Here is a 25,191-nt window from a genome sequence, read left to right on the forward strand (position 1 = left end):
ACCGAATCGCTGTTGCTCTCAAATTTTTTTGAATATACCGCTATAGCGGTAAACATTCAGAGGTAATGCATATGCATTCGAAGTAGCTTTCCAAGGGAAAGCTTTTAGGCGAACGTTTCGCTTCTCCACGACAATTCCGGTATCGAAGCTAACATCAATATAGGATTCTAATCTTCAGTAAGTACTCATTATGAATTAGAACCATGTTTCTATCAATAAAGTATTAGATTGTTGGAATCTAATAAACAAAAACCAGTCCATAACACCAAAAATAAAGTGTTAGACTGGTTTTGTTTATTGCGCTATGATTTTCCTTTAGCTTAACAATGATGCCACATCGTAATCGATTACCAGCATATTCATCCAAATAGTTGATTAATCCATTTGCACAGGTTCGATCACATCGAAGAGAAATGGAATATCATTTAAATATTCTCTTATGTAAGCTTGGGCGTACTCTTGTTCATCCATTAAACTGGATGCTTCTCTTGGATCGGAGGCATGATGGCAGTAATTCTCGATCATGAACATGACGAAGAAGCATTCCAGATACCGAACATAGTCCGTTTCTAGCTTTCTTATACTCTCGTATCCTTGGATAAACATCCATCGATGCTTAGGATAAAGCTCTAATAACGCGCCTGCCATATCATATAGAAAATACCCGTAACCACACCTTCCAAAATCAATCGGATAAGGGTGCTCATCATTGAAAACAATGTTGCCCGTATGTAAATCTGCATGAATGAGTCCGTAGTTATTGTCGCTCCGATGCATTACATCGAGTTCGGATATGATCTTCTCAGCAGCAGCTTGGTACAATCTCCATGCCTCATCCGATAAAAAACATGTGTAATAATGTCCTAACTTAGCCATTTCAAGTCTAAAACTTTCTGTTCCCCATATAGGTCGAATAAATTCAGGAGGTGGTATGAAACTCGCAGCTACTTCGTGAAGTCTACCCATCATTACGCCCATACTATATGCACATCTATCCGTCATTTCCCCAGTAGCATGCTCTCCCTCTACCCACTGCATCATCGTAACATAAGGACGCTTATATCCCTCTTCGGTATCAATCTCCAATACATAAGAGCCATTAGAGTTTGCCAGCCCTTCTGGTACAGTTAGATCATCCGATTTATTCAATGTCTGGAGCAAAGCAAGTTCTGAATGAATTTCTTCTTTGCTTAATCGATCCGAATGAATGCGAAGCAAATAACTTGTAGCTGTACTTGTCTCAATTTTATACGTGATCGTATCGGATAGTTGGATAAATTGAATACGTTCCCATTCCAGATCGTACTGTTGCAATGCTGCTAAAGCAACTTTCCTCGCTCTAACTAGCAAAGACCGCCTATTTTCATCCGTATCATATCGAAAAAATTCACGCATATTATCCCCCTTAACTGTTATAAAATTATCACATAAAAGTAAAAACTAAATACTTGTTGTACATGTAATTATACTAGTAGCAACACTTTGAAAATATATAATAAACATTTAGAAACTAAATATTACACAAACAAGTCACATCAGAATTTAATCCAACGTGACTTGTCTGTGTAAGCTATTTTTTTGAATAAACAATTTTTTTAATACTATCGTAGGAAAGACAGAATTGATCTGAAAGTTGATCCATAGTGACACCCACAGAAAATTTTTGGCGGATCTCATTGTTTCTATCGTTCAAATACTTTCTACTACCTGAATTTTCGCCCCATTTCTTACGTAATCCTTCAGGTTTAGGGACATACACCATTCCACCATGTACATACTTCTGTATTTCCTTTAGTAATTCTTCTGGAAAAATGATATCAGCGTTTACATATTTCATGATAGCTTCGCTCCTTAAATAGTTGAACTTTTTAAGGTAGCAAAGTCTATACTATAAACAATTATCACCATGTAAGTAATGAAGGCAGTAACTTATTTCTAGCTCTATACAAACAACTGCCGTTGTTTATAATGTAGACTTTGCATAGAGCTTATCTTAAACCTAGTCATAATGACCACCCTTTCTAGAATATCGTTTCAAGCATACGAACAGAATACTTCTACCATAATATAACTTCGATATAGATATTTATAGAGCTTGTTCAAAAAACTCATAAAATCACAAAGATTAATTAAAATGATGAGCATTAGAATTGTACTGTGACCCGTTGGACAACTACCATTATATCAGCATCATCAATTCCCAGAGATATATCCTCAGGAATTCGAATATGATATGTACTAGAGTATTCAGCATCTCTGCGAAAAGCAAAAACACAATGCTGTTACCTAACGCTTCATACCATGATACAATAATATTCTAATGAAATTTTGATACTTTACTAGGGAGACATCATGGAACCTGAAATCTTATATCCTCTCATTCCAACTAAATTACCCATCCGCTCGCGTATACAACAGCAGATTAAAACTACTTATGCTCTAGATCTTCCCTTTTGGCGAATGGCTATGGGGGGGCTATGGATATTTAGTTGCTATATTTTCTCGCTATCAGCAATCAGTATGCCAACTGGGCTTGGTTCAACACTAGATATTATGCTGACCATCACACTCGGTACGGTGTTATTTACCTTGTCGTCCCATCTTATTGCGCTCCTGCTTACACTCATGTGGCTTCCTATTCCACGTCTGTTCACTGGTGGAGTATTATTTAACTTGATTTCTTTCTATTTGGTATTTTGGGTTCCTGGGAGTGGCATCCTTGTATCGATTATTTCCTCCATTGTTGCCACATTACTAAGTGTTCTGCTGGGTTTTTTCATAGGAATCATACATAGCAAAAACAACTCCACACGTATCAAAATAATGATTACAATCGGCGTGTTATTAAGTCTATTCTCTGTTCAGATTATCCAAGATCCTAATCATGTAGACCTCACGACACAACCATCACAACCCATAACACCAGCCACACAACCGATCGTATCTACGATTCCCTATACTAATCCAGCTGAACCTGGGCCTTATCCATTTCAATATTTCACTTATGGCAGTGGATTCGATCTGCACCGTTCAGAATTCGACACGGACGTAAATCTCTTATCCTCATCTGTTAACGCTTCTGCTCATATTAAAAAATGGTCTTTCATGCGCACTTTATTCTGGGGATTCAATCAAAATCAGTTACCTATCAATGGGAGAGTCTGGATGCCTGAGGGTGCAGGTCCTTTTCCACTCATACTCATGGTTCATGGCAATCATTTAATGGAGGATTACTCAGACGAAGGTTATGGTTATCTTGGTGAATTACTTGCCAGTAGGGGCTTCATTACGGTATCTGTGGATGAGAATTTCTTGAATTACTCAGTGTGGTCCAACATCCCAGATAACGATATGAAAATGCGGGCTTGGGTTCTGCTCAAGCACCTTCAGCAGATCCGAACCTTTGCAGAACAAACAGATACTCCCTTCTCCGGTAAGGTTGATCTCGACAATATTGCAATGATTGGACATTCTAGAGGGGGGCAGGCCGTGGCTATGGCTGCTGATTCTACGCTCTGGTTCAATACGGATGCAGGCCTTAAAGATGATCTCCATTCTTTCGGAATTCAAGGAATCATTGCCCTAGCACCCACAGATTCAGTCGTCGACAGTAAACAAACAAAGCTTAACCATATCAGCTACATGGCGCTCCAAGGAGCAAAAGATGGAGATCTCAATGAATATTTCGGCGAACGCCATTACGCTCGTACCACTTTCAACCCTACTGATTCTGGATTCAAAACTTATCTTCACATTGCAGATGCGAACCATGCTCAATTTAATTCAACTTGGGGAGATCTTGATCTGGGTGTACCTAAGGGCCTTTTTCTCAATCAACGACAGTTAATGGAAGGAACAGATCAGAGACAAATTACTAAAGTTTATGTCTCCGCTTTTCTAGAAACCGTTCTTCATAAGAAAGAGGACTATATGGCGTTGTTCCAAGACTATCGTTCAGGAGCGCAGTGGTTACCGAACTCTACTTATTTCAACAAATATGAGGATGGCAAATTCGAACGACTAGCCCGATACGAAGAGGATGGAGACAAAGCGACCTTATTATATGGAGGAACAGCTGCGGCAATCGGTCTCAACTGGTCTGAAAAAGCTTATCTTCCCAAAAACGATGCTGTCGTGCTGGAATGGAACGAGGCAATCTCCGGAGGTCGCTCCTCAGATGCGTCTTATTCCCTAGTGTGGGATAATAGCAGCTTACTCAATCGTCTAGCTAGAGCCGATGGATTATCTTTCTCTATTGCTGACCAAAGTGCAGACATGAAACAAAAACAAGGAGAGCAACCTTCTACACCCGACATTAAGGTTGCTCTACAGACGCATAACAACTTAACCGTGATTGTATCTTTATCACAATTCATGAATCTTAAGTCCCCGGATATGACTTATTTCACGAAAAGTAAATGGCTTGAGAAGCACTTCGACAGTGGTAAATACAACCTTCCAGAGCAGCCTATATTTCAAACTGTCCGACTGCCTTTTGACGCATTCCAAAAAGTTAATCCTAGCTTTAATCCTGCTAATCTCAAACGAATCACCTTTTATTTCAGTGGAGGACCTGGCAAGATCATGCTGGATGATTTGGGGTTATATCGTGATTAACCCCTCGCGAGAATTCGCGTCTTATTAATGAATTAAATTTCTCCGAAAACAAAAGCATAGCCGCAGCACATCCTACAACATAAAATGGAAAAATACCAATCGTTAAGTGGGAAGCTAGGAATCCAAGAAGTGGAGGCACCAAGGTCGTCCCCGTAAAGGCCATAGCCATTTGGTACCCCATGATACTCTGAGAATGCTTCCTCCCAAAACGTACTGGTGTTTCATGCAGCATACAGGGGAAAATGGGTGCTAGCCCTAATCCCATGATAATAAAACCAGCAAGCGAGAACGCGGACGACAAAGGTAGGAGAAGAAGTACAGCACCAGCGAGAGCAATAATCTGACCTCCCCTAATGAGCATTCGATTGCTGATCTTAAGGGTAATAAAGCCAGTAATGAATCGTCCAACGGTGATTCCCCCGAAATAAAGAGAAACCCATTGGGCGGCAACTGCTGCCGGCAAATCCTTTACATTTACCAGATAGCTGCTTCCCCACAGACTTACGGTTGCTTCGACACCACTGAAAAAGAAAAAAGTTACCATAGCCAGCTTCACGCCTTTAATTTGCAATGGTTTTGCCGATTTGGAGTCACTATCCCCTACTTCTTCATAGTCTTCATTTGAAACAACATTGCTATTTTGTTCCACCCGTTTCCATAACGGAAGCGTGAAGGCAAGAATAACAACCAATACCAACTGAATGCCGGAAACCGTAAGATATCCATATCTCCAATGGTTTTGTCCTGAAATAAACTGCGCCATAATCACAGGACCAAGCGTAGCACCTACTCCCCAGAAACAATGCAGCCAACTCATGTGATGCGCCTTGTAATTCGCAGCAACGTAATTGTTGAGTCCCGCATCTACGGAACCACCTCCGAGTCCAAGCGGGATTGCAAATAGAATTAACCACACAAGTGAGGGAGCAAAAGCGAAACCTAATAAAGCACCAGCGGTCATCATGCAGCTCACCAATGTAACTTTGCCCGTTCCAAATCGTTTAAGTACCGCTCCACTTGCCAAACTGGATATAATCGTCCCGCCTGAGATGACCATAAAAAGCAAACCAGCGGTCTCCAGCGGTGCTTCAAATTCCAAGCGCATTACCGGCCACCCCGCACCCAGCAATGAATCGGGCAATCCCAAACTGATAAATGCTAAATAGATAATAATTAAAAAGAAAGTAGCCATAAATGTTCACCCATTCTCCTCGTTGATGTGAATGCTTGTTGCCGAAACCATGAGGTCAAGTCCAAGGCTCTGTAATCCATATAAATAATCTTGCATCCAGTTACTTATTGTAAGTTCTGGCAGATGCTCGTCGGGAATATAAGTGGCACTCCTGTTGGCAATTTGATTGATAGTGGATTCGTCCACTTCATCTGAATTAAAAATAATGGAGTGAGGGTTAAGCATGGCGGTAAATGTCGCTACCATCCGACTAATGGAATCAATCTCCTTTTCCTTCTGAAGATTGGTTTTGTCTAATTCTGTTCTATCCTTTAATGCTTCCCCAAAATTTCGGTCATCGTACTGGGGAACGAATCCAATCTCCCCTGAAAAAAATGTGTTTCCTCGTATTACATCACCATTGACGATAATACCCGCACCGGGACCATTTTGCCCAAGATACAAATAGATTAATGACGGATTGTTTTCAATTTTGTTGTTATTGCTATATCCGAGAACCGCCGCATTCATATCGTTCTCTACGACAACAGGAATGGAAAAACGCTTCTCAAAGTATCCTTTCAAATCAAAATGACGAAACTGCTCATAGTTATGTATATAAATGATTCGACCATTCTTGACCGAGCCCGGTACGCCGATTGCGATTGAACGGATCTTAGGATATTTCTCTATAATTTTCTCAATATGCTTTGTAACGCTTGGCGCATCCTCCATTAATGCACTTGCTGTTTTACCCTGTTCTTTTAATTCTCCCAAACAATTAAAAACGGTATAATTCGTTTCATTTTTCTCTAAAAAAATAGCTAAACCCAACATACATTCGGGATTGTACCTATATCTTTTTGCCCGCCTACCACCGCTTGAATCATCCATACCCGATAAAATAACTTCACCGATTGTTTCCATTTCAGATAAAAACTTGCTAATAGTTGGGAAACTGATTCCTAGCTTTTGACTAAGTTCAACTTTCGTTGAACTTCCAAGTTCTAAAAGAAGGGTACGTATACTTTGGAGGATGGCTTTTTTCATATCTTTAGAATTTGTGAATAGATCATTCATAAGTATCATCACCTCATCCAGTAACTTATTTAACACGTTTAATATGTTATCAAGATAATACCAGAAACTAATTTTATAAGCAATGAAGAGAAATCTGTCATTTTATCCAAGACAGCCTCTGCGCCCAAGGCCTTGAAAATGTAACCTTGAACACTAAGAACCTAACTTCCCAATAGTTATTAACCACATCACATGCAACAAAAAAAGAACAGATCACGTTCCGCCCAAAGGAGGTCATGGTCTGTTCTATCGTGTTGTGTTAGGTCATAGCTTGTGATATTTCTATTGTGCTAATCCAAAAAACCTCATAATACTCAAGATCAATATTCCAACTACTCCAAAGTCTGAATCACCAAATGTGACACCCTCAAATCCGATATTCCCCAATAAAACTAATAATATCGCCGGGATGAAACTAATGATAAGTCCATTAGCAAAGGATCCTAGTACAGCTCCACGTCGACCCCCCGTACTATTTCCGAATACCCCTGCGGCTGCCCCCGTAAAGAAATGGGGTACTAGACCTGGAACGATTACTTTCAACCCTACTAAAGGAAGAATAAACATCGATAAAAGCCCCGCTATAAAGCTAACTAGAAATCCGATAATCACGGCATTCGGTGCAAATGGGAAGACCGTTGGAACATCTAACGCCGGCTTCGTATTAGGTGCGATTTTCTCAGCAATTCCCTTAAATGCAGGCACAATTTCGGCAATTAACATACGTACGCCAGCGAGAATAATGTATACCCCTGCGGCAAATGTGATCGCTTGCATTAATGAGAATACAATATAATTGGAGCCGCCTGAGAGCTCTGATTCAATATATCCTTGGCCCGCAAACAAAGCTACAATAACAAAGAATATGGCCATAGTCAGTGAGACTGCTACGGACGTATCTCGTAAAAACCCAAGAGATTTAGGAACTTTAATCTGTTCTGTTGTTTTTTCCTTATTACCAAACCATTTCCCAACATTTGCAGAAACAAAGTATCCCAATGTACCAAAGTGCCCAATGGCGAAGTCATCGCTTCCTGTGATTTGTCGTACATAGGGTTGTAGCATCGCAGGGAAAATGACCATACATAACCCCAAGATGATAGAACCAACTAGGATAAGGGGAAATCCACTTAGTCCTCCCACAGATAATGTAACAGCAATTAAGCAAGCCATAAATAAGGTATGGTGACCTGTTAAAAAGATATATTTAAACCGAGTATATCGAGCAAGTATGATGTTAACAACCATCCCGAACACCATTATAAGTGCCGTTGAGGTTCCAAACTTACTTTGTGCAGCAGCTACAATCGCTTCATTATTTGGAATAACACCTGTAACATGAAAGGCATGATCAAACACTTTACTAAATATATCAAGAGCGCCAATCAGAACCGTTGCACCAGCGCCGATAATCACAAAGCCCATTATCGTCTTTAACGTACCCGATACAATATCTGTAGTGGATTTACGCTGTAATACTAATCCTATCAGAGCAAAGAGACCAACTAAAATGGAAGGTGTACCTAGAATATCCTTCATAATGAGGTCTAACATAACTTAATCCCCCTTTTCTAATGTACTTTATACTAAGTGTGGCTCTAATTTAGAGGTAATTTCCGGGATGCTCATCATATTTTCCAAAGTAACAATAATACGACTTCCATCATCCAGCTGATTTACAATATCCGCAGCTCCAATGAAAATATCTGCTTGCACCGTTTTAGCTGATGCTAAATCCGTATGATCTACCTCTGCCGTCTTCCCCATTTGTGTTAACGCTTTCTTCACATTGATCTCCATAATAAAACTGCTTCCTAATCCATTTCCACAAACAACCATGATCTTCATATTGTTTCCTCCTTCGAATATTTATGAATATAATCTAATATCACTGATTTACCTGAACTCTGTAAAATATCCTCAATGTTTGAGGGTTCACTTAGTATCTCTGATAACTGAACTAACGCACGCAAATGCGATTCACGATCAGCGGCAGCCAATACAATAATAAGTCGAACAGGCTTATCTGGTGAGAATGCTACGGCTTCATCTAGTCTTAAAAGGCTCATAGATAAAGAACGTACCCCCTGTTGAGGGCGTGCATGAGGAATGGCTACCCCTGGTGTAAGAACGACGTATGGTCCATTCGTTTCAATCGATTCAATCATGGCCTCTACATATCTTTCTTCTATCGTTCCTAATTCTAATAAAGGCTGCGATGCGACTCGAATAGCTTCTCTCCAATCAGAAACACGGGCTTGAAGTTGAATGGTCTGCGATGTTAACAATTGTTCTAACACTGGTTTTTCTGCCCCCTCCAATGAATGTTTGTTTATTTTTTGTGTATGAGTATAGATATGTGATTGAAGGGCCTTCTCAAGTTGATCTGGCTCATGAACTGTAGCGTACTGAGAAATAACTTTTAACAAAGACGAAACATCCAAGTTCTGCGTTGTAAATCCATACAACTCTTGCATAACTTGCTGACGTAGCTTTTGCTTATCCTGCATTTCTAAAATGGGTGGCACTACAAATAATGCTGCTTTGGTTCTGAGGTACACAGTTGAGAACACAATATCATAGGATAACGGATAATTGGCCGCATCCCGAACTGATAAAGAATCTAAGAATAAAATATCTGGAAATAACTCCCGTAAGGTATAGACTAAGATACTACTAATACCAACCCCGTTCGGGCAGACAACAATAGCTCTCTTTCGATCATCCAGTCTAGTTCCTTGTCTTCGAAGCCATCCTCCAAAATGAATGGTGAAATATGCGACCTCATCGTCTGGAACAGAATAATTTATCACTTGTTCCATGGGCCGCAAAGATTTCTTCGTGAGATGGTATAACTCGGGATACACCCTTTGAATCTGCTCAGTCATTGTGTTTTTAAGAGAAATACGATACCTCATGCGGTAATAAGCGGGTCTAAAATGAACATATAGCTGTTGATACAAGAGTACCTTCTCATGCAAGATTATGCACGCTAACCTCTCAAACTCTTCCACAATTTCTCGCAAGAGCTCTTGAATGACATCATCGTCTTGCAAAGGGGATACATCTCTTGTCCGATTCATGCTTAATAGATGTAACGTTGCATACAAGCATTCCGTTTGATTCCAATCCGATTGAAATGCATCGGTTAACGTCATTTGCTCGACCAGCTTATATTCTTTAGTAGAAGTCAATTCACCCCAGCTATGAATAGAGTGTAAAACTTCTCCCTTTTCAATGAGTTGTTCTGTACATAAAAACAGATAGGTCAATTCTTGTAGTCGTTCATCGGTAAACGTAAAGTCCAGTTGCCTTTCAATCTGTTCCAATTGCAAGTGTATAGATTGAATCTGTTCTTCTCGATCTCCCCAAATACATTTAATGATGAGATTATTTGTACTACTATGCAATACATCATGAACGAGTTGTTCTACGACGTATCGCTTTATATTAGTATCACCTTTTATCAAATAACCATTCAGTTTAGAATATTGGATTTGAAGTTGTTGTAATTGCGCCTTTTCCTTAAGTCGTTGCAGATCTTTCAATACCGTATTGCGAGAAACTCCTGTGATGTATTGAAAGTGATACACAGACAGCGACTCCTGATTGAGTAAAAGCATTAGATAAAAGACCTTTTCTCGATCCACCTCGGAAAAGACATAAGTACGTTTATTCAGCTTTATCTGCAAATCCTCATCTCGAATTTTATCAGACAAATAATATCCAACTTTTCGATCATAACCTATAGGTTGATATCCATGGGATGTAAGCCAATTATTAGCTTTTTCTGTGCTATATTGCAGTTGTCTTCGAGTTAGCCCGGTTAGTGCTTCAAGTTCATCCATCTTCAGAACGGATGATTGTTGTAATAGTTGTAGTAAGTTAGCACTCCGTTCATCTAAAAACATCCGTTTGTCCTCCCCTGTCTATACAATACAGCACACTTTGCGAGAACAGTATTGTATTTGGGTCCCTATATTGTTGAACCGTCTGCACATCAATATACTCTATATGTTGTAATCATGAATTGTATTCTTTTACTAGTGCCCCATTTAAGGTGAAAGTATGATTGCTTGCACACAAGAAGAAACGGTTTCGCCGTCCTAAAAGGGAGGGTAACCGTTTCTCGTAGTAAAATTTTACTATAGTATCCGTTAGCTCAACATCAATGCGATTAATGTTTATTTTACCATGTAGTAGCATACTTTTTACGATATTTGATATTTTCTTCAGATTCGATCAATTGCAAAGCTATTTGCTTACAATGATATCGTACCGAATCAATGTATAATTCTTCTCATTGGAGCATGTCACCTTCCATAACTTTGAAAAATCATTGAGAATTCGACGCGGATGCATCGGGCCGCGCCGTCAAATAAGCTATTCATTAGCGTTGTTCGCATATTGATGCTACCACAGATTAAGCGCCTTTTTTAAGAAACCGCTTCCTCCCTTTATCGACAAAAAGAGGCGTAGCCAGAGCAGAAAATTAAAAATCGTCACTTTGCTCTTCAAGGATGAGCGGCAATAACTTAGCGCCTTCCCTCTGTCCAGTCTATTAATATAGCTTAAGGTGAAATATTTACTAGCTATACCTATATCAATATTTTGCAGGCATCTCCTCTTGCTCTTCAAGTTATTCGCATGCTCCACCCTATTTCTTATAAGTGTCCTTACTTGAATAGACTTATGTGCTAGCGCCTCCAACTTCTCCATAACTTCCCTGTTCGTATGCAGCATATCGGGATCAAGCTGCCATCTGTTGCAGAAGAAATAAAGGCTGTCCGGCGATTGATTATATATAGAATGTGGTTTCGTAATTAACGCAATCTTACAACGATCGAAAAACTGAATCAAAAAGGTAGTGTCCTCGCCAAGATACAACTCCTCATTAAAGAGTCTGAAGGTCTGGAGCAATTCTCTCTTAAATAACATCGTATTTAATTGAAAGAAGTTTCTAGTATGCAACAGAAATTGCTCGAATAATCCCTCATCAAATAGGATCGCGTCAGGATGGAATGTATTGATCTCTCTCATCTTGCTTATAAGCTGCTGCTCCACTTTATTATCAAAATTATGTACAGTCTCAGGACCATGCTTCTCCACCCACAATGCAAAGCTGATATCAGCTTTGGTTCGATGAAGCACATCTAAGCTATCCTGAAGATGATACTTGTACCATTGGTCATCAGAATCAAGAAAGGATAGCAGCTCCCCCTTCGCATTTAACATCCCGAAGTTTCTCGCTCCACCAGGCCCTTTGGATCTATCATTAACTACATAATTGATTCTGGCGTCTTGTCGCACAAATTGCTCCACAACTTCCTTTGTGTTATCTGTGCTGCGATCATCAACGACAATTAACTCCCAATGCGTATAGGTCTGCTCGAGAATCGACTGGATCGATGCTGAAATTACGTTCGCTCTGTTATATGTAGGCATCACAATACTAATTAAAGGCTGGTTCATCAATTTCTCCTCTCTATTCGTAGCCCGCGTAACGGCATGTCCACGAAAATTTCGTGCGTGGGCGGTTGATAGATTCATATAAAGGTTCAAAGTTAGTTTAGTATTCACCTTTTTACAAGTCAAGGAATAACTGGAAATCAGATTGTGAGATTTCAAAATTTACATTCGACTAGTTCTTATACTTGAATTGCCCGGTCTCTTGCCCATGCTTCTCCCATAACTGGTAAAAATAATTCAGATAAATGTTGGCCAATAACGGTGAGATTCACTGCATCTTCTTTCATATCGTCACTCCTATATGCCGGAGGATTCTTCGCTAATCACTCCAAGTTGTAGACAGCCCCTCCCGTGACCGGACTTTCACCGGCTAGAACATGCGTGCTTATCTGGGCAGGCAACACAATAAAAAAGATGACTCCTGATAAAGATAAAATCAGAAGTCATCTACATGATGAATTAAAATAAAGGCTATCTAAGCTTAAGGAATCAATTTCCAAACGTCAGCTCCAGCGGAACCCGGCATTTCGCCTTGGGTCCACCATTTGGCTTCATAGTTAGCTCCATTATGCGTAACCTTGTTGCCACCGACATAGACCGTTGAAGCGTTCCATTCCGTATAAGTTATAGGAGCAGCAGGCGTCGTAACGTTAACCGTATTACTTTCTGCTGACACATTGCCACTGGCATCAACGGCCTTTACGGTAAAGGTGTAGGCTGTATTTGCCGTCAGATTGCTGACGAGATATTCCAGAGTCGATCCAGAGACGGTAGCCACGAGAGTGGTGCCGCGGAATACTTGGTACCCCGTCACTGCTACGTTATCACTCGATGCACTCCACACCAAAGGCACCGTTGTCGAGGTTGTGCTACCCATTACATGTAAGCTTGTTGGAGCTGTTGGTGGAACAATATCCGGTCCTGTAATGGTAAGAGTCGTGAAGGGAGCCGAATTACTCTCTGCGGATACGTTCCCAGCTGCATCGAATGCTTTCACAGTAATGTTGTACGATGTATTGGACGTTAGACCTGTCAAATTGTAGCTGATAGCTCCATTGGTGGAAGCAATCTGTGTCGAACCGTTGAAGATCCGATAGCCGGCTACGCCAACATTGTCCGTGGAAGCTGTCCAGGTAACTGTTGCACTTGTCGTTGCGATATTGGATACTGTTACGCTAGCAGGTGCAGTTGGAGCTATGTTATCAAGATTGCCAGCAAAGTTTACATCTATGACATTATAGAAAGCGTTGGCTGTATCTGCAATTTCCCATACGGCCAGAATGACCTGATATCCCGTTCTGTTAGGAACGTTGCAAGTGTCCGAATAAGTGCCCCCCGGCGTCCCATGATAGGATACGCTGCAGAAAGGCGCCAAATCGAAGGAAGCACGGCTAAGCGGTGCATTTGGATTCCAGTCTTGCTTAGTAATGTAATATTTCCAGCTCGATGTAGCGTGAGGGACTTTAATATTCCAATTGAACGTAGTCGTACCCGGACTTAAGTTTACCTTAGACCAACGGGTCGCTGATTGATCGTCGAGTGGAGCAAACTGACCGTTAGCGCTTGCAATTTTACCGTCTGCCGGACCCGCTGCGGGAAATCCTTTAAGCGCTTCAAGACTGTATGGCTCATAAATGATAAGACCACAATTTTTATTGACTCCACTGGCACATAGAGCTGCACGGCTAGATGGACTATTTACGTAACCGTGTGCAGAGGCTTTGCCCTCTAACCCAAAGAACATAGCCATAGCCAGCATCAGCATCATGCCACTAGCGACTAGTAATTTTATCTTTCCTGGTCTAGTTAAACTTAGAATTGTCAATCTAAATATCCTCCTCTTAATGTTCTTAATGGTGTAACCAGAGCTAAGTTTCCTTCACAAATGATCGAGCGCCACCTCCCCTTCAACCTGATTGTCAATAATCAGCAGGATTTCATGGTGAAAGTTATCCTATCCTCCTAAGCAAGAACATGTATATAAACTCTTTATGAGTTTATAACGATACTCAGAAACCAACATATGAAAGCGATTACAATAAGAGAGCAGGTTCAAACATGTACAAAATGCAACCACTTATGCGAAGTAAATTATGCTGTGGCATTAATCACATTTTAAATATACATAAAATGTATTATTTTATAATAATTATTATTACAAATATTTTCTTTTCTTTCTCTTCGTCTCATTAGAACAACAAGAACAGGCTACCTAGCTTAGATAGCCTGTTGGTTACTAATCAGTCGTATTAAGTCGATAAGAAAAACGTCAATTAACATACTTTCACGGAAGGCAGACCGTACTTAGAGGAAGTTTATTCTTGCGATATCAGGAAGATTATCTTGAAAATTTATACGAGGAAAAATAAGCACTTGATAAATATATCGAGTTGATAGATGACCGCTACGCGGATGGATTGTCCAAGCGAATCGCTGTTGCCCCCAATTTTTTTAATATAGCGCTGCAGCAGTTAAAATTCAGGGGTAAAGCGTATGCTTTCGAAGTAGCTTTCCAAGGGAAAGCTTTTAGGCGAACGCTACGCTTCACCACGACAATTCATCCTCTCCGCTACCATCAGCATTGATTTGTATTGTCTGCAAGCATTGATTATGAATTAGAGCCGCTAAATACATATTAAATCTTATGTTTATGTTTATATTCGAATGAATTTCATAAATCCAAAGCCTTACTGGGCTTGGGTTTTTGAGGCGTGAAAAAAGGAGTACCTCCCCAGATCTCGAAGTGTTTAGTACCGCTACTTCACACAGAGAGAAGGTTGGAACTCCCATGTATGGTATTCAACAAGAAAGTCTATTTTCCTTGGAGCATTTATTGGAAATGTCACCCAAGGATACGTATGGCCACCTTTTTGAGACGTTAGACATCAATCCCTTTTTACGTGCGGTATCGAAAAAAGCATTTCTAGGGGCACCGACGCAGCTGAATTACGTGGCCATGCTGCAATCCCTTTTCATCCGAATTGTCGAACGCATTCCGACGATCAAGGATCTTAGAAAACGCCTGAAGCGAAGTATTGAATTCAGCACGGATTGCGGCTTTACCGGATCGGATCGGATTCCAAGCGAAGCTTCGTATACGCGGCTTATTCAAAAACTTCAAACGTCCCCTGTTTTTCAGCAATCGCAAGAAAGCATCGTGCAACAAGCCTTTCAAGAAGGCTTTATCGATGGATCCAACGCCGCGGTGGATGCCACGCACGTTGAAGCTAGGGATCGTGGACCAGGCAAGAAAAAAGACGATGTGGATGCATTGGAAACGGAAATACCCACGAAGAAACGCGGACGCAAATCGAAGGCTGAGCGCGAGCAATGGATAAAGGAACAACTTGAACTGGAAGAAAATCGTCCCCTTTTCGAGAAGAAAGTAGAAGCCCAATTGCCCTACTCATACGACGAGTTGGTAGCGGAAATTCCACTGAATCCTGCCTGGGGTGTGAAGAAGAATTCGGAAGGGAAAAACGTGTTCTGGTACGGGTTTAAAGCCCATCTATTGGTGGATTGCAAAAGCCAATATCTCCTTACCGCCTTGCTTTCTTCCGGCAACATCAACGATGGCAAGATGGCGATTCCCTTACTAAAAGGACTCGCCGAAAGACATCCTGAACTGCCTGTAATGCATGTGCTTGAAGATGCCGGTTATGATTTAGTTCCGATTTACAAGCAAGTCGAAACCATGGGCGCACGAGCACTCATCGACTACAACCGCCGCAATGAAAAGCAGGATGAAGACATGGACAACTACTTTCGTCCGATCTGTAAAGAAGGGCACGCTTATCGGTATAACAGCTTTGACGCGAAATACGGCACCATTAAATATACGCAGCCCAAAGCGTGCCAGGACTGTCCGTTGAACGACGGGCAATGCCAAAATGTCTTTAAAAAGAAAGTGGAAGACAATCCAAGAAGATATACCGTTCCTGCTCGCGGCAGCGACAGTTACTATGAGCTGTACAAGAAAAGAACAGCCGTAGAACGAGTAAATGCGTATTTGAAAGAATACTTTCAGTTGAACAACATTCGTCATCGTGGGGCACTAGCGAAAGTGGATTTCGAGCTTGCTTGTCTCACCTATAATGCCTGCAAATTGACCGTTGATCGCTTAAACCACCGATTGAGAACACAAAGAGTAGCCGCATAACTCCCAATTTAAAAAATTGCAGGTTGTACGATTCGGTTAATCTGATCACTGAGAAATCGATTTATGAAATTGATTCGAATCTCTACTAATAATTTTGGAGCGAGTAGTCGGATCAGCTTCTCATTAAGTCCTGAAGGAGCAAATTCTAACAACCTTGACTGCCCGTTCGCTTAACAGGCTGCCGATGTCCCGGCAGCCTGTTGTTGTCATTGCGCTATCGTTCTCCGTAATTTTTTCCGTTTCATGAGCCAACCCCAGATTAGCGCTGTAAGACAAGAGCGCCGATCCTATGGATCGGCGCTTGTCCGTTTACGCTTGCTTATTGCGGTTCTGCTGCAGACACACCGTTCAGCCAATCCGCGATATCCGAGATAACTTGATACGGAATATTGCCAGGTATGGCGTACTCGGCGCCTGTTGATGGCTGGTCAACGGATACGAAGAAGTGATTCAGCTTCGGATATAATTTGTAGGATACGTCCGTTCGTGCGGTCAGCGCCTTTTTCCAGCCTTCCAACTGGTCGGGACCGACCTGGAAATCGTTCTCGCCCTGCATGATCAACATAGGCGTTTTTTGGTCCTTGGCGAACTCTCCAGCGTAATAGTTGCGGAAATCGAACCACCAGACCGGATTTTGCACGGCGAAATTTTTAGGAATATGGGTGACGGAATATTGTGGATCCTTCAGCAGTGCCATCTGCTGTTCCCATATTTGTACCTGCCGTTCCAGCGCATCGGTCGGTTGTCCCGCCTGCTTGGCGCGTTCCGCCGCTTGTTGGTACTGAGTAAGGAGTAGGTCCTCGAACGGTTCCGAGGGGCCAGCCATGACGATTGCGCCGGCGATGGAGCCGGTACTGTCCTGCTGCACGATTCGTGGAACGAGCATTCCGCCCTGGCTGTGGCCCAGCACGAATATTTGTGCGGCATCCACTTCTGGTTGCTGCTGCAGGACCTTCACCGCCGCCAACGCATCGTCCACCGATTCATCCTTGACGGTAAACTGCGGATTCAGCGCGCTTTGAAGCGTATGCTCATAGGTCCGTTTCTCAAATCTTAGCACGGCAATATGTTGGGCTGCCAGACCGGCCGCCAGATCACGGAACGGCATGTAAGCGCCGGTCGACTCATCCCGATCCCCCGGTCCGGAGCCATGCACAAGAACTACAGCGGTGAAAGGCCCTTCCCCTTTCGGAAGGGTTAACGTACCTGGCAGCGAACGCTCCCCTTCGCCGACAACGACTTGCCGCTCCACGTATAGCGCCGGGTTATCGTAGGATGGTTTCTGATAAGCGCCGGATGGCAAATAGGGCAAATATAAATCATCGATTTTTCCGGTGTCATCGAAACGGATGATGATACCGAAAGGCGTCTGCTGCGGTGTAGCGTAACCGAGCATCGCATTATTATGTACCACTGTCTTCTCTTGATCGAGCATAAGCAATTGAGTCGGGGAGCCGTATACGGTAGTATTGCTGACCCAGTACGTCTGCAGCAATTGCTCCGGTAGCTGCTGCTGCAATCGCTGGTTCATCATCGCTCTCGCATCTTCAAACTGGCCTGATTGCAGCAAGTGTACAAAATAGCTGCCCCGCGTCTTGACATCTTTCGGTCCAACGAGGAGACCAGCTTGCGGATCCCAGTCCACGTCAACGTCGAATGCTTGTCTGATCGTGTCCAGCGATATGAGCATTTGGCCGCCCGACAAACCCGCCTTGCTGTCCATCGTCCGCGCTTGCCGATTCACAAGGGCCGTATCAGCGCCAAGCGTGACCACAAGCTCCACCTGTCCGCGAGTGACGACCGCTTGCCGATTGTCCGCATTCCAATCCACGACCGCGCCGATCGATTCCGCAACTGTCCTCAACGGCACCTTCTCTGTTCCGTCATCCCTCCCTGCGCCCGCAGCCCAAGCCTGCAAAGGCAGCAAAGTTAAAAGTATCAGCGTTGCTCCAGCAGTACGCCATTTTATCCTTGTCCGTCCCATTGTCGCCATCCATAATCACCTCGGATTGATTAATAGTTTGTCTATTTCATACAGAATATAACAGAAAGAACAAAAAATATCAACAATCTCATCCGCCGCGCAAAAAAGACCGTTACTTCTATGAAAAAGCAGAGTGCCGGAGTGCTATACTTTTTCAACTATCGTTCGACGTTAGTTCAAAGAACAGTTCATCAACAAATTATCACTTCACTTTTTTAGAAATATTTTTACTTATTTCTTCAGGATTTTCAATACCAATTGGGTTGCACCCGTGTCGGTATCTAGAGTACCTGTTTGAGCAACTGCCACAGCTAAATAATTTTGGAGATTCCGAAGCACTAGAGCCATTCATGCCTTGGTCTACTTCGTTGCCGGATACATACCGAGTGAAGTAAGCTTTAAATAATTATATCACAGCTCTTATCTTTTAGGTGGGGGCTACTTGACGTTTACCTTAAGAATATCTTGATGCATTCGAAGAGGAATGTCAGAAGAATTTCTGTTATTTGTTAGTTGATTATGATGTTGTATTTTTTTGGAAATTGTCCACTTTTGTCAATTTTTAGACACAATATATATGAACGACAAAATTGATTGATAAAACTCTAGTACAGCCTAAATGGTAGCCAGACAGATTAGGTTGGGAAGGAGGTGAAAAAACAGAAAGGATTGGTATTAATATGAAGCAGAGAAGTAGGGGTTTATTTGTAACGTTATGTGTCACCTCGTTAGTCGTTCTTGTATTATTCTTCTATAGCTGGCTAAATTTCTTGTCCGAAAGTGTGGTCAGCGCAAGTAGCGAGAAGAACGTTCTGCTTAAGATTATGCCGCAAGGCTGGTCGTTCTTTAGTAAGTCGCCACGTGATGATGAATTTGTTGTCCTTGATCCTGAAACACTGGAACTTGCTGTGCAATGGCCGAATGCATCAGCAGCGAACTTCTTTGGATTAAGCCGTTATGGCAGAGCACAAGGAATTGAGGCTGGAACACTCAGTTTCCAAGTGCCTCATGATCAGTGGCAAGTGTGTTCTGGGGATCTGAAAGGTTGTATGCAACAAGGTGAACGCACGGTAATTGAAGTAGTGAATAGCACACCTAACCCTAGTTTGTGTGCTAGTTATCTTCTTGTACAACGTAAACCTGTACCATGGGCATGGGCAAGCATTACCACACCTGAGGAACAACCATCGCAGTATGTGGAGGTGATTGTAAATTGCTCACGAGATTAAACGAGAAGCTCCTGAACTATGTGAGCAAGCACAGTCCATGGACAAACGTGTATGGATTCGCGCGAAGTCTGATTGCATTGGTTACGCTCACATTGTTCTTGTTCAATGACACATGGACAATATTTAGACCGATTGCTGGAGTTGCAGAGTTTCCGAATTGTTCGATATATCCGATCAGTGCCTTCTGTATACTACCGAGCGATTACTTGCCACTCACCAAGTGGATAGTCATTGTCTTGTTAGCTGTTATTGTTAGTGGATGGCGTCCAAGGTATACAGGAATTATTCACTGGTGGATTGCGTCCTCCTTACTAAATACTGGTTCAACATTGGATGGTGGAGAGCAGGTAGCAACAGTGATCACCTTACTACTCATCCCTATTACTCTGCTGGATAATCGAAAGTGGCACTGGCAAGCCCCTCAGTTTTCAAACTTACGGTGGGGACAGCATTCAAGTGTGATAGCATTTGTATTCTTATTCGCAATAAAGGTACAGATGTCAGTTATTTACTTTAATGCTGGTATTGCGAGGCTGAAAAATCCAGAATGGATAGACGGCTCAGCCGTGTATTATTACTTCACTAGTACCATGCTGGGTTTTAATGACACAGCGCTGTCGCTGTTTAAGCCCCTTCTTATATCACCATTTGTGTTTGTGATCACATGGGGAACGACGGTGGCAGAGTTGCTTCTGGCAGCAGCATTGTTGGCACCGATCAAACACTACAGGTGGTATTTTTGGATTGGTTTTCTGCTTCATGCATTAATTGCTGTATTCCTAGGACTGTGGACGTTCTCTATGATTATGATTGCTAGTCTAATCCTTTCTTTCAGAGACTATGACGATGTATTCCATTTCGAATGGCTGAAGAAGTTAGGGCAGAAAAGTAGGCGAGAACACAAACCACAGGAAGCTATGATTCTAGAAGTTGTACAAGCGACAGGTATCCAAACGACATCGGACGTCCAGTAGTTGGTGCGTAAAGCGGGTTTACGTTACTAAAACTCCTAAAGATGGTTGTTAAAAATTAAAATTTCAGGGAGATGAAGATTATGCAGGTAACAAGTATATTCAAGCGTTCAGTCGTGGTGACCCTTGTGTTTGCAATGTTGGCAATGATGATGATTTTAAAACCTGTTAGTGCCCAGGATTTACCTACGAACAAGACGGATTTTTCAGGTGAGGAGTTGTTTCGCGGGATTGTCTTCTTACAAGGGGATGTAGTTAATTACATTCCTGAATTGAAGAAATTGAAAGATTCTGTTCCTAATGCAGAACCGCAAGGTGAAGAGCTTGAGCTTATGGATTCTATTATTTTAGCGATTAATGAACTAGATGCGGCATATTTTAACAATTTGAAAAATGCTATCGATTCAAATAATCCAAATCAGATTAAGTCAGAACTTGATTACGGTGGCGAATTGTTAGTTAAGACAAACTTGCTTCCTTTAAGTGACCTTGCTTACAAAGATAATGGTGTTGGCGTAGGTCTCTGTGCTGTAGCTACAGTCTTTTCAGTCGCAATTGGTGCAGTTTCAATTGCTCTCGTAGCGGGTGTGGACACCTATGTAGTAGTTACTAGAGAATTTTGGTGGGGGAGTTCGGTTGCATCAATCAACGGAAACAGCATATCAGGCGAACGCCTTATTTCAAGTTTAGCTGTTAACCTTTAAAATCGGACACTTAAATTATTGAGAGTATAGTTTTATTGCTTCTTCGCTATACCTTGTGGATTTCCTTACAGTGATTTTGCATGGAGTGCGGGCGTGATTCATACAAAAGACCGAAGTCCTTGTGGCTTCACCCCTTCGTATGAATCATGCACGTAGAGGCTCCATGTCAAATCACTCTATCAAATGGTCAACATGCAATCTTGTCCGCAAAGATAAGCACTATGACTGGTATAATAAGCGATCGGCACAAATAAATATTAAACACTGCGCCACTCTGTTGTTGGTTGGGTGTGCTAAGAGAGATGCACAATCATCAGAACAAAGCACTTCTGATGGAAATAAGGAGCCACCAAGTGTAGGAAAGGCAATAGTATCTTTTTTAAAAGAAGTGCAGGCAACGGAAAGGTAGCCTTTGCTATGATTGCTGGTATAGTTAGATCAGTCTATCGTTAATTGATGCATTTGAAAGCAGGTGATCATCATGCAAGTTCTCATCTATGATGGGGAATGCTCTATGTGCAGTTCACTGATCCATAAAATGGTTACGAGTTGCCGGAACGATGCCTTGCGCATCACAGACTTCCATAGCACATGGACACAGGAACATGTGGAGTTGGATGAAAGTGTGGACAGCATGTACTATCTTAAGCATGGACGCACTTATTTATATTCTGACGCAGTAATCCGTGCCATTGCAGATACGAGGCGAGCATTTATCCCAATTTTGCTACTGCTAGTTATCCCACCCTTCATCCGAAATCCTGTCTATCGTATCGTGGCTAAGCATCGAAAAAAAATTGGGATAACGAAAACCTGTCCTTTACCTACACAGAATTTCAAACAGATGTACTTGCCATAATTCATTTGTCAATTGAATAGCTCTGCGTAACAAAAGATCTGAATAAATGTTAATTTCACCCATGCAGTCACTGAAATCGATTTTAATTAAATTTATGTTCAAGTCGATTACCTATCCTAAGTTAATAGGATAATCATACGCAAAAAGGCATAGTGATGAATCGCCTATGCATAAGGTTTATAGAGGTTTCGACTACACACTTATGTATGAGAGGAGGCGAATGATATGACGATAATGCCTGTTATAATGATGATCTTTGTATTTGTACCTACAATTGTACTCATGGTAAGCATGCCTTTTTTAACAAGAGAGACGATTAGTTTTGGAGTCACTGTCAGCGCTGTACAATTCCACAGTGAGCCTCTGCGCCAGATGCGGAAGTCATGTGCTAGGATTAGTGCCATCTTGCATACCATGCTATTCATTGTTTGTATCATCTGCCTAATATACGGTGATGAACATTCCAAGCAACAAAGTTGGATCATTGTCACTTATTCTCTCGCCATAGTCGTAATCTCCCTAGTCATAAACATTAGCTATCATTTCAAAATGAAAAGTTTACTACCTATGCTGCCGATTGCTCAGGAACCATCAATAATGGCAGAGGACACTGGTTTTTGGAAAAGAAACAGTGGCTTGTCTAATAATTGGTTCCTCATTCATGTTTTAATTATTGTTGTTAGTATTGTAACTGTGCTACTCAACTACGATCAGATTCCTGATCAGATTCCGATCCATTTCAACAGTAGTTGGAACGTAGACCGCTATGCAGCTAAATCTTATAGTCTTGTGCTTATTCCTACGATAATACAAGTGTTCATAACACTTTTGTTCATATTTGAGAAATGGAGTATTCGCAGAGTGAAGCAGCAGGTTCAACCCACTGATCCGAACCGTTCCATTAGACAAGACGTAACTTTCCGCCGTACTTGGTCATGTTTTATGATTACAGCAAGCTTCTTATTAGTTATCCTGTTTTCCGTCGTGCAACTAAACATGATATCTCTGCTTAACATCAATTTCGCTATCCCCATTATCCTAATCATAATAGCCTTTATCATGCTATACGGCTTCGCCTTATCGTTCTGGGCTGGTCAGGGCGGAAGCCGCTTGGAGCGATCTGCCGATTACTCCAATGTCAGACCTGTTCATGATGATGATAAATGGCTGTTAGGTATGATTTATTTCAATCGTAAGGATCCAAACCTAATCGTCGAGAAAAGGTTCGGAGTCGGCTGGGGATTAAATTTCGGTCACCCAGTAAGCTGGCTGATTTTGCTCGGAATTATTGTACTGTTAGTTGTGGTAACAAGGCTTAGAGGTTAGTACTCACCGGAGTATTCTAGTGTTGCGAGAAAATAAAGTGTTAGACTGACATCCTTGAATATTGCTGTAATTACTTTCGATAAAGTTGTCAGCTATCGGGAATTAAGTATTAGACTGAACTTAAAAATCGAAACAGCGACAGCCAAGGACGAGAAAATAAAGTCCTAGACTGTCGCTGTGTTATTGAACTAACGTGCTTCGTTAGTTCAAAGAACAGTTCATCAACAAATTATCACTTCACTCTTTCGGAAATGTTTTTACTTATTTCTTCAGGATTTTCAACACCAATGATCAACTTTGATATTTTGAACTTACCAACTTTAACGCTATTCAAATCTAAATGAAGAGTTTTAAGCTCATTTTCAAAAATGTGCAGTTGATAACCACCATTTGCTCTAAATAACCCATTTCTCATTCCTCCTAATAAAGCACCATATAGTTTAAAAGCATTTGGTATCGGTCTACCTGTTGTTATTCCCTTAATTGAAGAGTATGGAATTTGCAACCCTTTATCTAATTTTAAAAAGGGTGAGTTTCCAAAGTCGATATTTACGTAGGTATCCATTAGTTGAATTTTACGTTCCATATTTTGATTCCCCCATTTTCAAATAATCAATTTATTTCATAATCCATAATCACATATAATACCATAAATACCTCTTTTATTCATGGAAGTCTAAACTGCCCGTTAGCTTAATGACTCATCATTAGTCTAATACTATATTTTCTACAATTTAATTTACTGAGTGTAACACTTTATTTTTCAATCTAGAACTTTATTTTCTTTTGACATCAAGCGTTCAACAAATAAATATATTTTCGCTTCCAAATTAGACGCCATCCACATTAAGATTCTGTATATAGCCTTTCATTTTCTTCTTAGCTCGTTGAATTCTTTTTGTAACAGCAGCAACAGTATCATTAAAAGCATCAGCAATCTCCCTGCTCGTATAACTCCAAATCACATTCAATATTAAATACTGTCGCTCAATTATAGATAACTTATATAGCAATTCCTGCAATTCATCGTGGAATATATCAGCGGATAGACTGACAGTGATATTCATAGTGTCATACCCTATATAAGTACCACTCTCGGTACCTATCGTTACTGCAATCTCCTTTAATGCGGAATCTAGATTTGCTTGTTTGTTTTTCTTTTTTACATATTGACTGATGATGTTCTTCAGCATTTTCACTGCATAAGCTGCTGGATTGTCTGGCATTCTCAGAGATCTTGCTTGATACAGTGCATAAATCCAATCTTGAAAAGCATCTTCAGCATCATAAACACATTGTAGCTTCCACACAATAAAAGGGTAATAAATTACTCTTAACATTTGATAAAGTTCCGACAACTCTGTCTCTAATAGCTGCTCATTGAACATCTTTATAAGTAACTGATCTACTGACTCTTTTATGTCTATCTCTCTGTTCTTTTCAGCCATTTAATTATGTCCCCCCCTATTTAATAGAATATTAAACACTGTATATAGTGTAAAAATATTCTTGTATAACAAGATAATAACACATTATCCCAAATGTTACTTTAAATTTAAGCGTTTTTATAAATCCAAAGCTTTACTGGGCTTGGGTTTTTAGAATATAAAAAAGGAGTACCT

General features: G+C 41.3%; 19 protein-coding genes. 7 read left to right on the plus strand and 12 right to left on the minus strand.

What is annotated here, in order from left to right; translation table 11 throughout:
• Nucleotides 1-375: 375 nt before the first annotated feature.
• Nucleotides 376-1,395 (minus strand): phosphotransferase enzyme family protein, encoded by a 1,020-nt coding sequence (locus tag UB51_RS17220; RefSeq protein WP_044878355.1) that lies wholly within the window; start codon nt 1,393-1,395, stop codon nt 376-378.
• A 175-nt stretch (nt 1,396-1,570) separates the two neighbouring features.
• Nucleotides 1,571-1,837: a CD3324 family protein gene (locus tag UB51_RS17225; protein ID WP_044878356.1), complete on the minus strand. Its 267-nt coding sequence runs from the start codon at nt 1,835-1,837 to the stop codon at nt 1,571-1,573.
• Between the two features lie 515 nt (nt 1,838-2,352).
• On the opposite strand from UB51_RS17225, the gene UB51_RS17230 reads away from it, so the two are divergent.
• Nucleotides 2,353-4,617: a poly(ethylene terephthalate) hydrolase family protein gene (locus tag UB51_RS17230; protein WP_044878357.1), complete on the plus strand. Its 2,265-nt coding sequence runs from the start codon at nt 2,353-2,355 to the stop codon at nt 4,615-4,617.
• Here the strand turns inward: UB51_RS17230 and UB51_RS17235 are convergent.
• The 7 genes from UB51_RS17235 to UB51_RS17265 form a co-directional block, all read right to left on the minus strand.
• Nucleotides 4,583-5,809, minus strand: a complete 1,227-nt coding sequence (locus UB51_RS17235; RefSeq protein ID WP_044878358.1) for an MFS transporter — start codon at nt 5,807-5,809, stop codon at nt 4,583-4,585. The two genes, UB51_RS17230 and UB51_RS17235, sit on opposite strands and share 35 nt — an antisense overlap.
• A 6-nt stretch (nt 5,810-5,815) precedes the next feature.
• Nucleotides 5,816-6,868 (minus strand): ROK family transcriptional regulator, encoded by a 1,053-nt coding sequence (locus UB51_RS17240; protein WP_044878359.1) that lies wholly within the window; start codon nt 6,866-6,868, stop codon nt 5,816-5,818.
• Between the two features lie 282 nt (nt 6,869-7,150).
• Nucleotides 7,151-8,422 carry a PTS ascorbate transporter subunit IIC gene (locus tag UB51_RS17245; protein WP_044878360.1) on the minus strand — a complete coding sequence of 424 codons (1,272 nt, stop codon included), beginning with the start codon at nt 8,420-8,422 and terminating at the stop codon, nt 7,151-7,153.
• A 27-nt stretch (nt 8,423-8,449) separates the two neighbouring features.
• The gene (locus UB51_RS17250; RefSeq protein ID WP_044878361.1) at nt 8,450-8,716 is read right to left on the minus strand and encodes a PTS sugar transporter subunit IIB; all 267 of its coding nucleotides are present in this window, start codon (nt 8,714-8,716) and stop codon (nt 8,450-8,452) included.
• Nucleotides 8,713-10,779, minus strand: a complete 2,067-nt coding sequence (locus UB51_RS17255) for a BglG family transcription antiterminator (RefSeq protein ID WP_044878362.1) — start codon at nt 10,777-10,779, stop codon at nt 8,713-8,715. Before UB51_RS17255 ends, UB51_RS17250 begins: the two co-directional genes overlap by 4 nt.
• A 502-nt stretch (nt 10,780-11,281) precedes the next feature.
• On the minus strand, nt 11,282-12,340 hold the full coding sequence (locus UB51_RS17260) for a glycosyltransferase family 2 protein (RefSeq protein WP_044878363.1): 1,059 nt from the start codon (nt 12,338-12,340) through the stop codon (nt 11,282-11,284).
• Nucleotides 12,341-12,818: 478 nt separating this feature from the next.
• On the minus strand, nt 12,819-14,162 hold the full coding sequence (locus tag UB51_RS17265; protein ID WP_234405462.1) for a lytic polysaccharide monooxygenase: 1,344 nt from the start codon (nt 14,160-14,162) through the stop codon (nt 12,819-12,821).
• A 963-nt stretch (nt 14,163-15,125) separates the two neighbouring features.
• Between UB51_RS17265 and UB51_RS17270 the strand changes: the two genes are divergently transcribed.
• The gene (locus UB51_RS17270; protein ID WP_044878364.1) at nt 15,126-16,496 is read left to right on the plus strand and encodes a transposase; all 1,371 of its coding nucleotides are present in this window, start codon (nt 15,126-15,128) and stop codon (nt 16,494-16,496) included.
• A gap of 319 nt (nt 16,497-16,815) precedes the next feature.
• On the opposite strand, the gene UB51_RS17275 is transcribed toward UB51_RS17270, so the two are convergent.
• The gene (locus UB51_RS17275) at nt 16,816-18,489 is read right to left on the minus strand and encodes an alpha/beta hydrolase family protein (protein ID WP_052675987.1); all 1,674 of its coding nucleotides are present in this window, start codon (nt 18,487-18,489) and stop codon (nt 16,816-16,818) included.
• 671 nt (nt 18,490-19,160) lie between these two features.
• Here UB51_RS17275 and UB51_RS17280 point away from each other — a divergent pair.
• From UB51_RS17280 to UB51_RS17305, 5 genes are all read left to right on the plus strand, one after another.
• Complete coding sequence (locus UB51_RS17280) at nt 19,161-19,709, plus strand: SdpA family antimicrobial peptide system protein (RefSeq protein ID WP_044878365.1); 549 nt, start codon at nt 19,161-19,163, stop codon at nt 19,707-19,709.
• A complete protein-coding gene (locus UB51_RS17285) occupies nt 19,694-20,683 on the plus strand; it encodes a sporulation-delaying protein SdpB family protein (protein WP_052675988.1) in 990 nt (329 codons plus the stop codon). Before UB51_RS17280 ends, UB51_RS17285 begins: the two co-directional genes overlap by 16 nt.
• Nucleotides 20,684-20,763: 80 nt before the next feature.
• Complete coding sequence (locus tag UB51_RS17290; protein WP_044878366.1) at nt 20,764-21,384, plus strand: sporulation delaying protein family toxin; 621 nt, start codon at nt 20,764-20,766, stop codon at nt 21,382-21,384.
• 481 nt (nt 21,385-21,865) lie between these two features.
• Nucleotides 21,866-22,243, plus strand: a complete 378-nt coding sequence (locus UB51_RS17300) for a thiol-disulfide oxidoreductase DCC family protein (RefSeq protein WP_044878368.1) — start codon at nt 21,866-21,868, stop codon at nt 22,241-22,243.
• 225 nt (nt 22,244-22,468) lie between these two features.
• Nucleotides 22,469-23,569 carry a DUF1648 domain-containing protein gene (locus UB51_RS17305; protein ID WP_044878369.1) on the plus strand — a complete coding sequence of 367 codons (1,101 nt, stop codon included), beginning with the start codon at nt 22,469-22,471 and terminating at the stop codon, nt 23,567-23,569.
• Between the two features lie 232 nt (nt 23,570-23,801).
• Here UB51_RS17305 and UB51_RS17310 read toward each other — a convergent pair whose 3' ends face one another.
• A complete protein-coding gene (locus tag UB51_RS17310) occupies nt 23,802-24,155 on the minus strand; it encodes a hypothetical protein (RefSeq protein ID WP_044878370.1) in 354 nt (117 codons plus the stop codon).
• A gap of 244 nt (nt 24,156-24,399) precedes the next feature.
• The gene (locus tag UB51_RS17315) at nt 24,400-25,017 is read right to left on the minus strand and encodes an RNA polymerase sigma factor (protein ID WP_044878371.1); all 618 of its coding nucleotides are present in this window, start codon (nt 25,015-25,017) and stop codon (nt 24,400-24,402) included.
• Nucleotides 25,018-25,191: the final 174 nt, after the last annotated feature.

This window comes from Paenibacillus sp. IHBB 10380 (genome assembly GCF_000949425.1).
Classification (GTDB): Bacteria; Bacillota; Bacilli; order Paenibacillales; family Paenibacillaceae; genus Paenibacillus_AQ.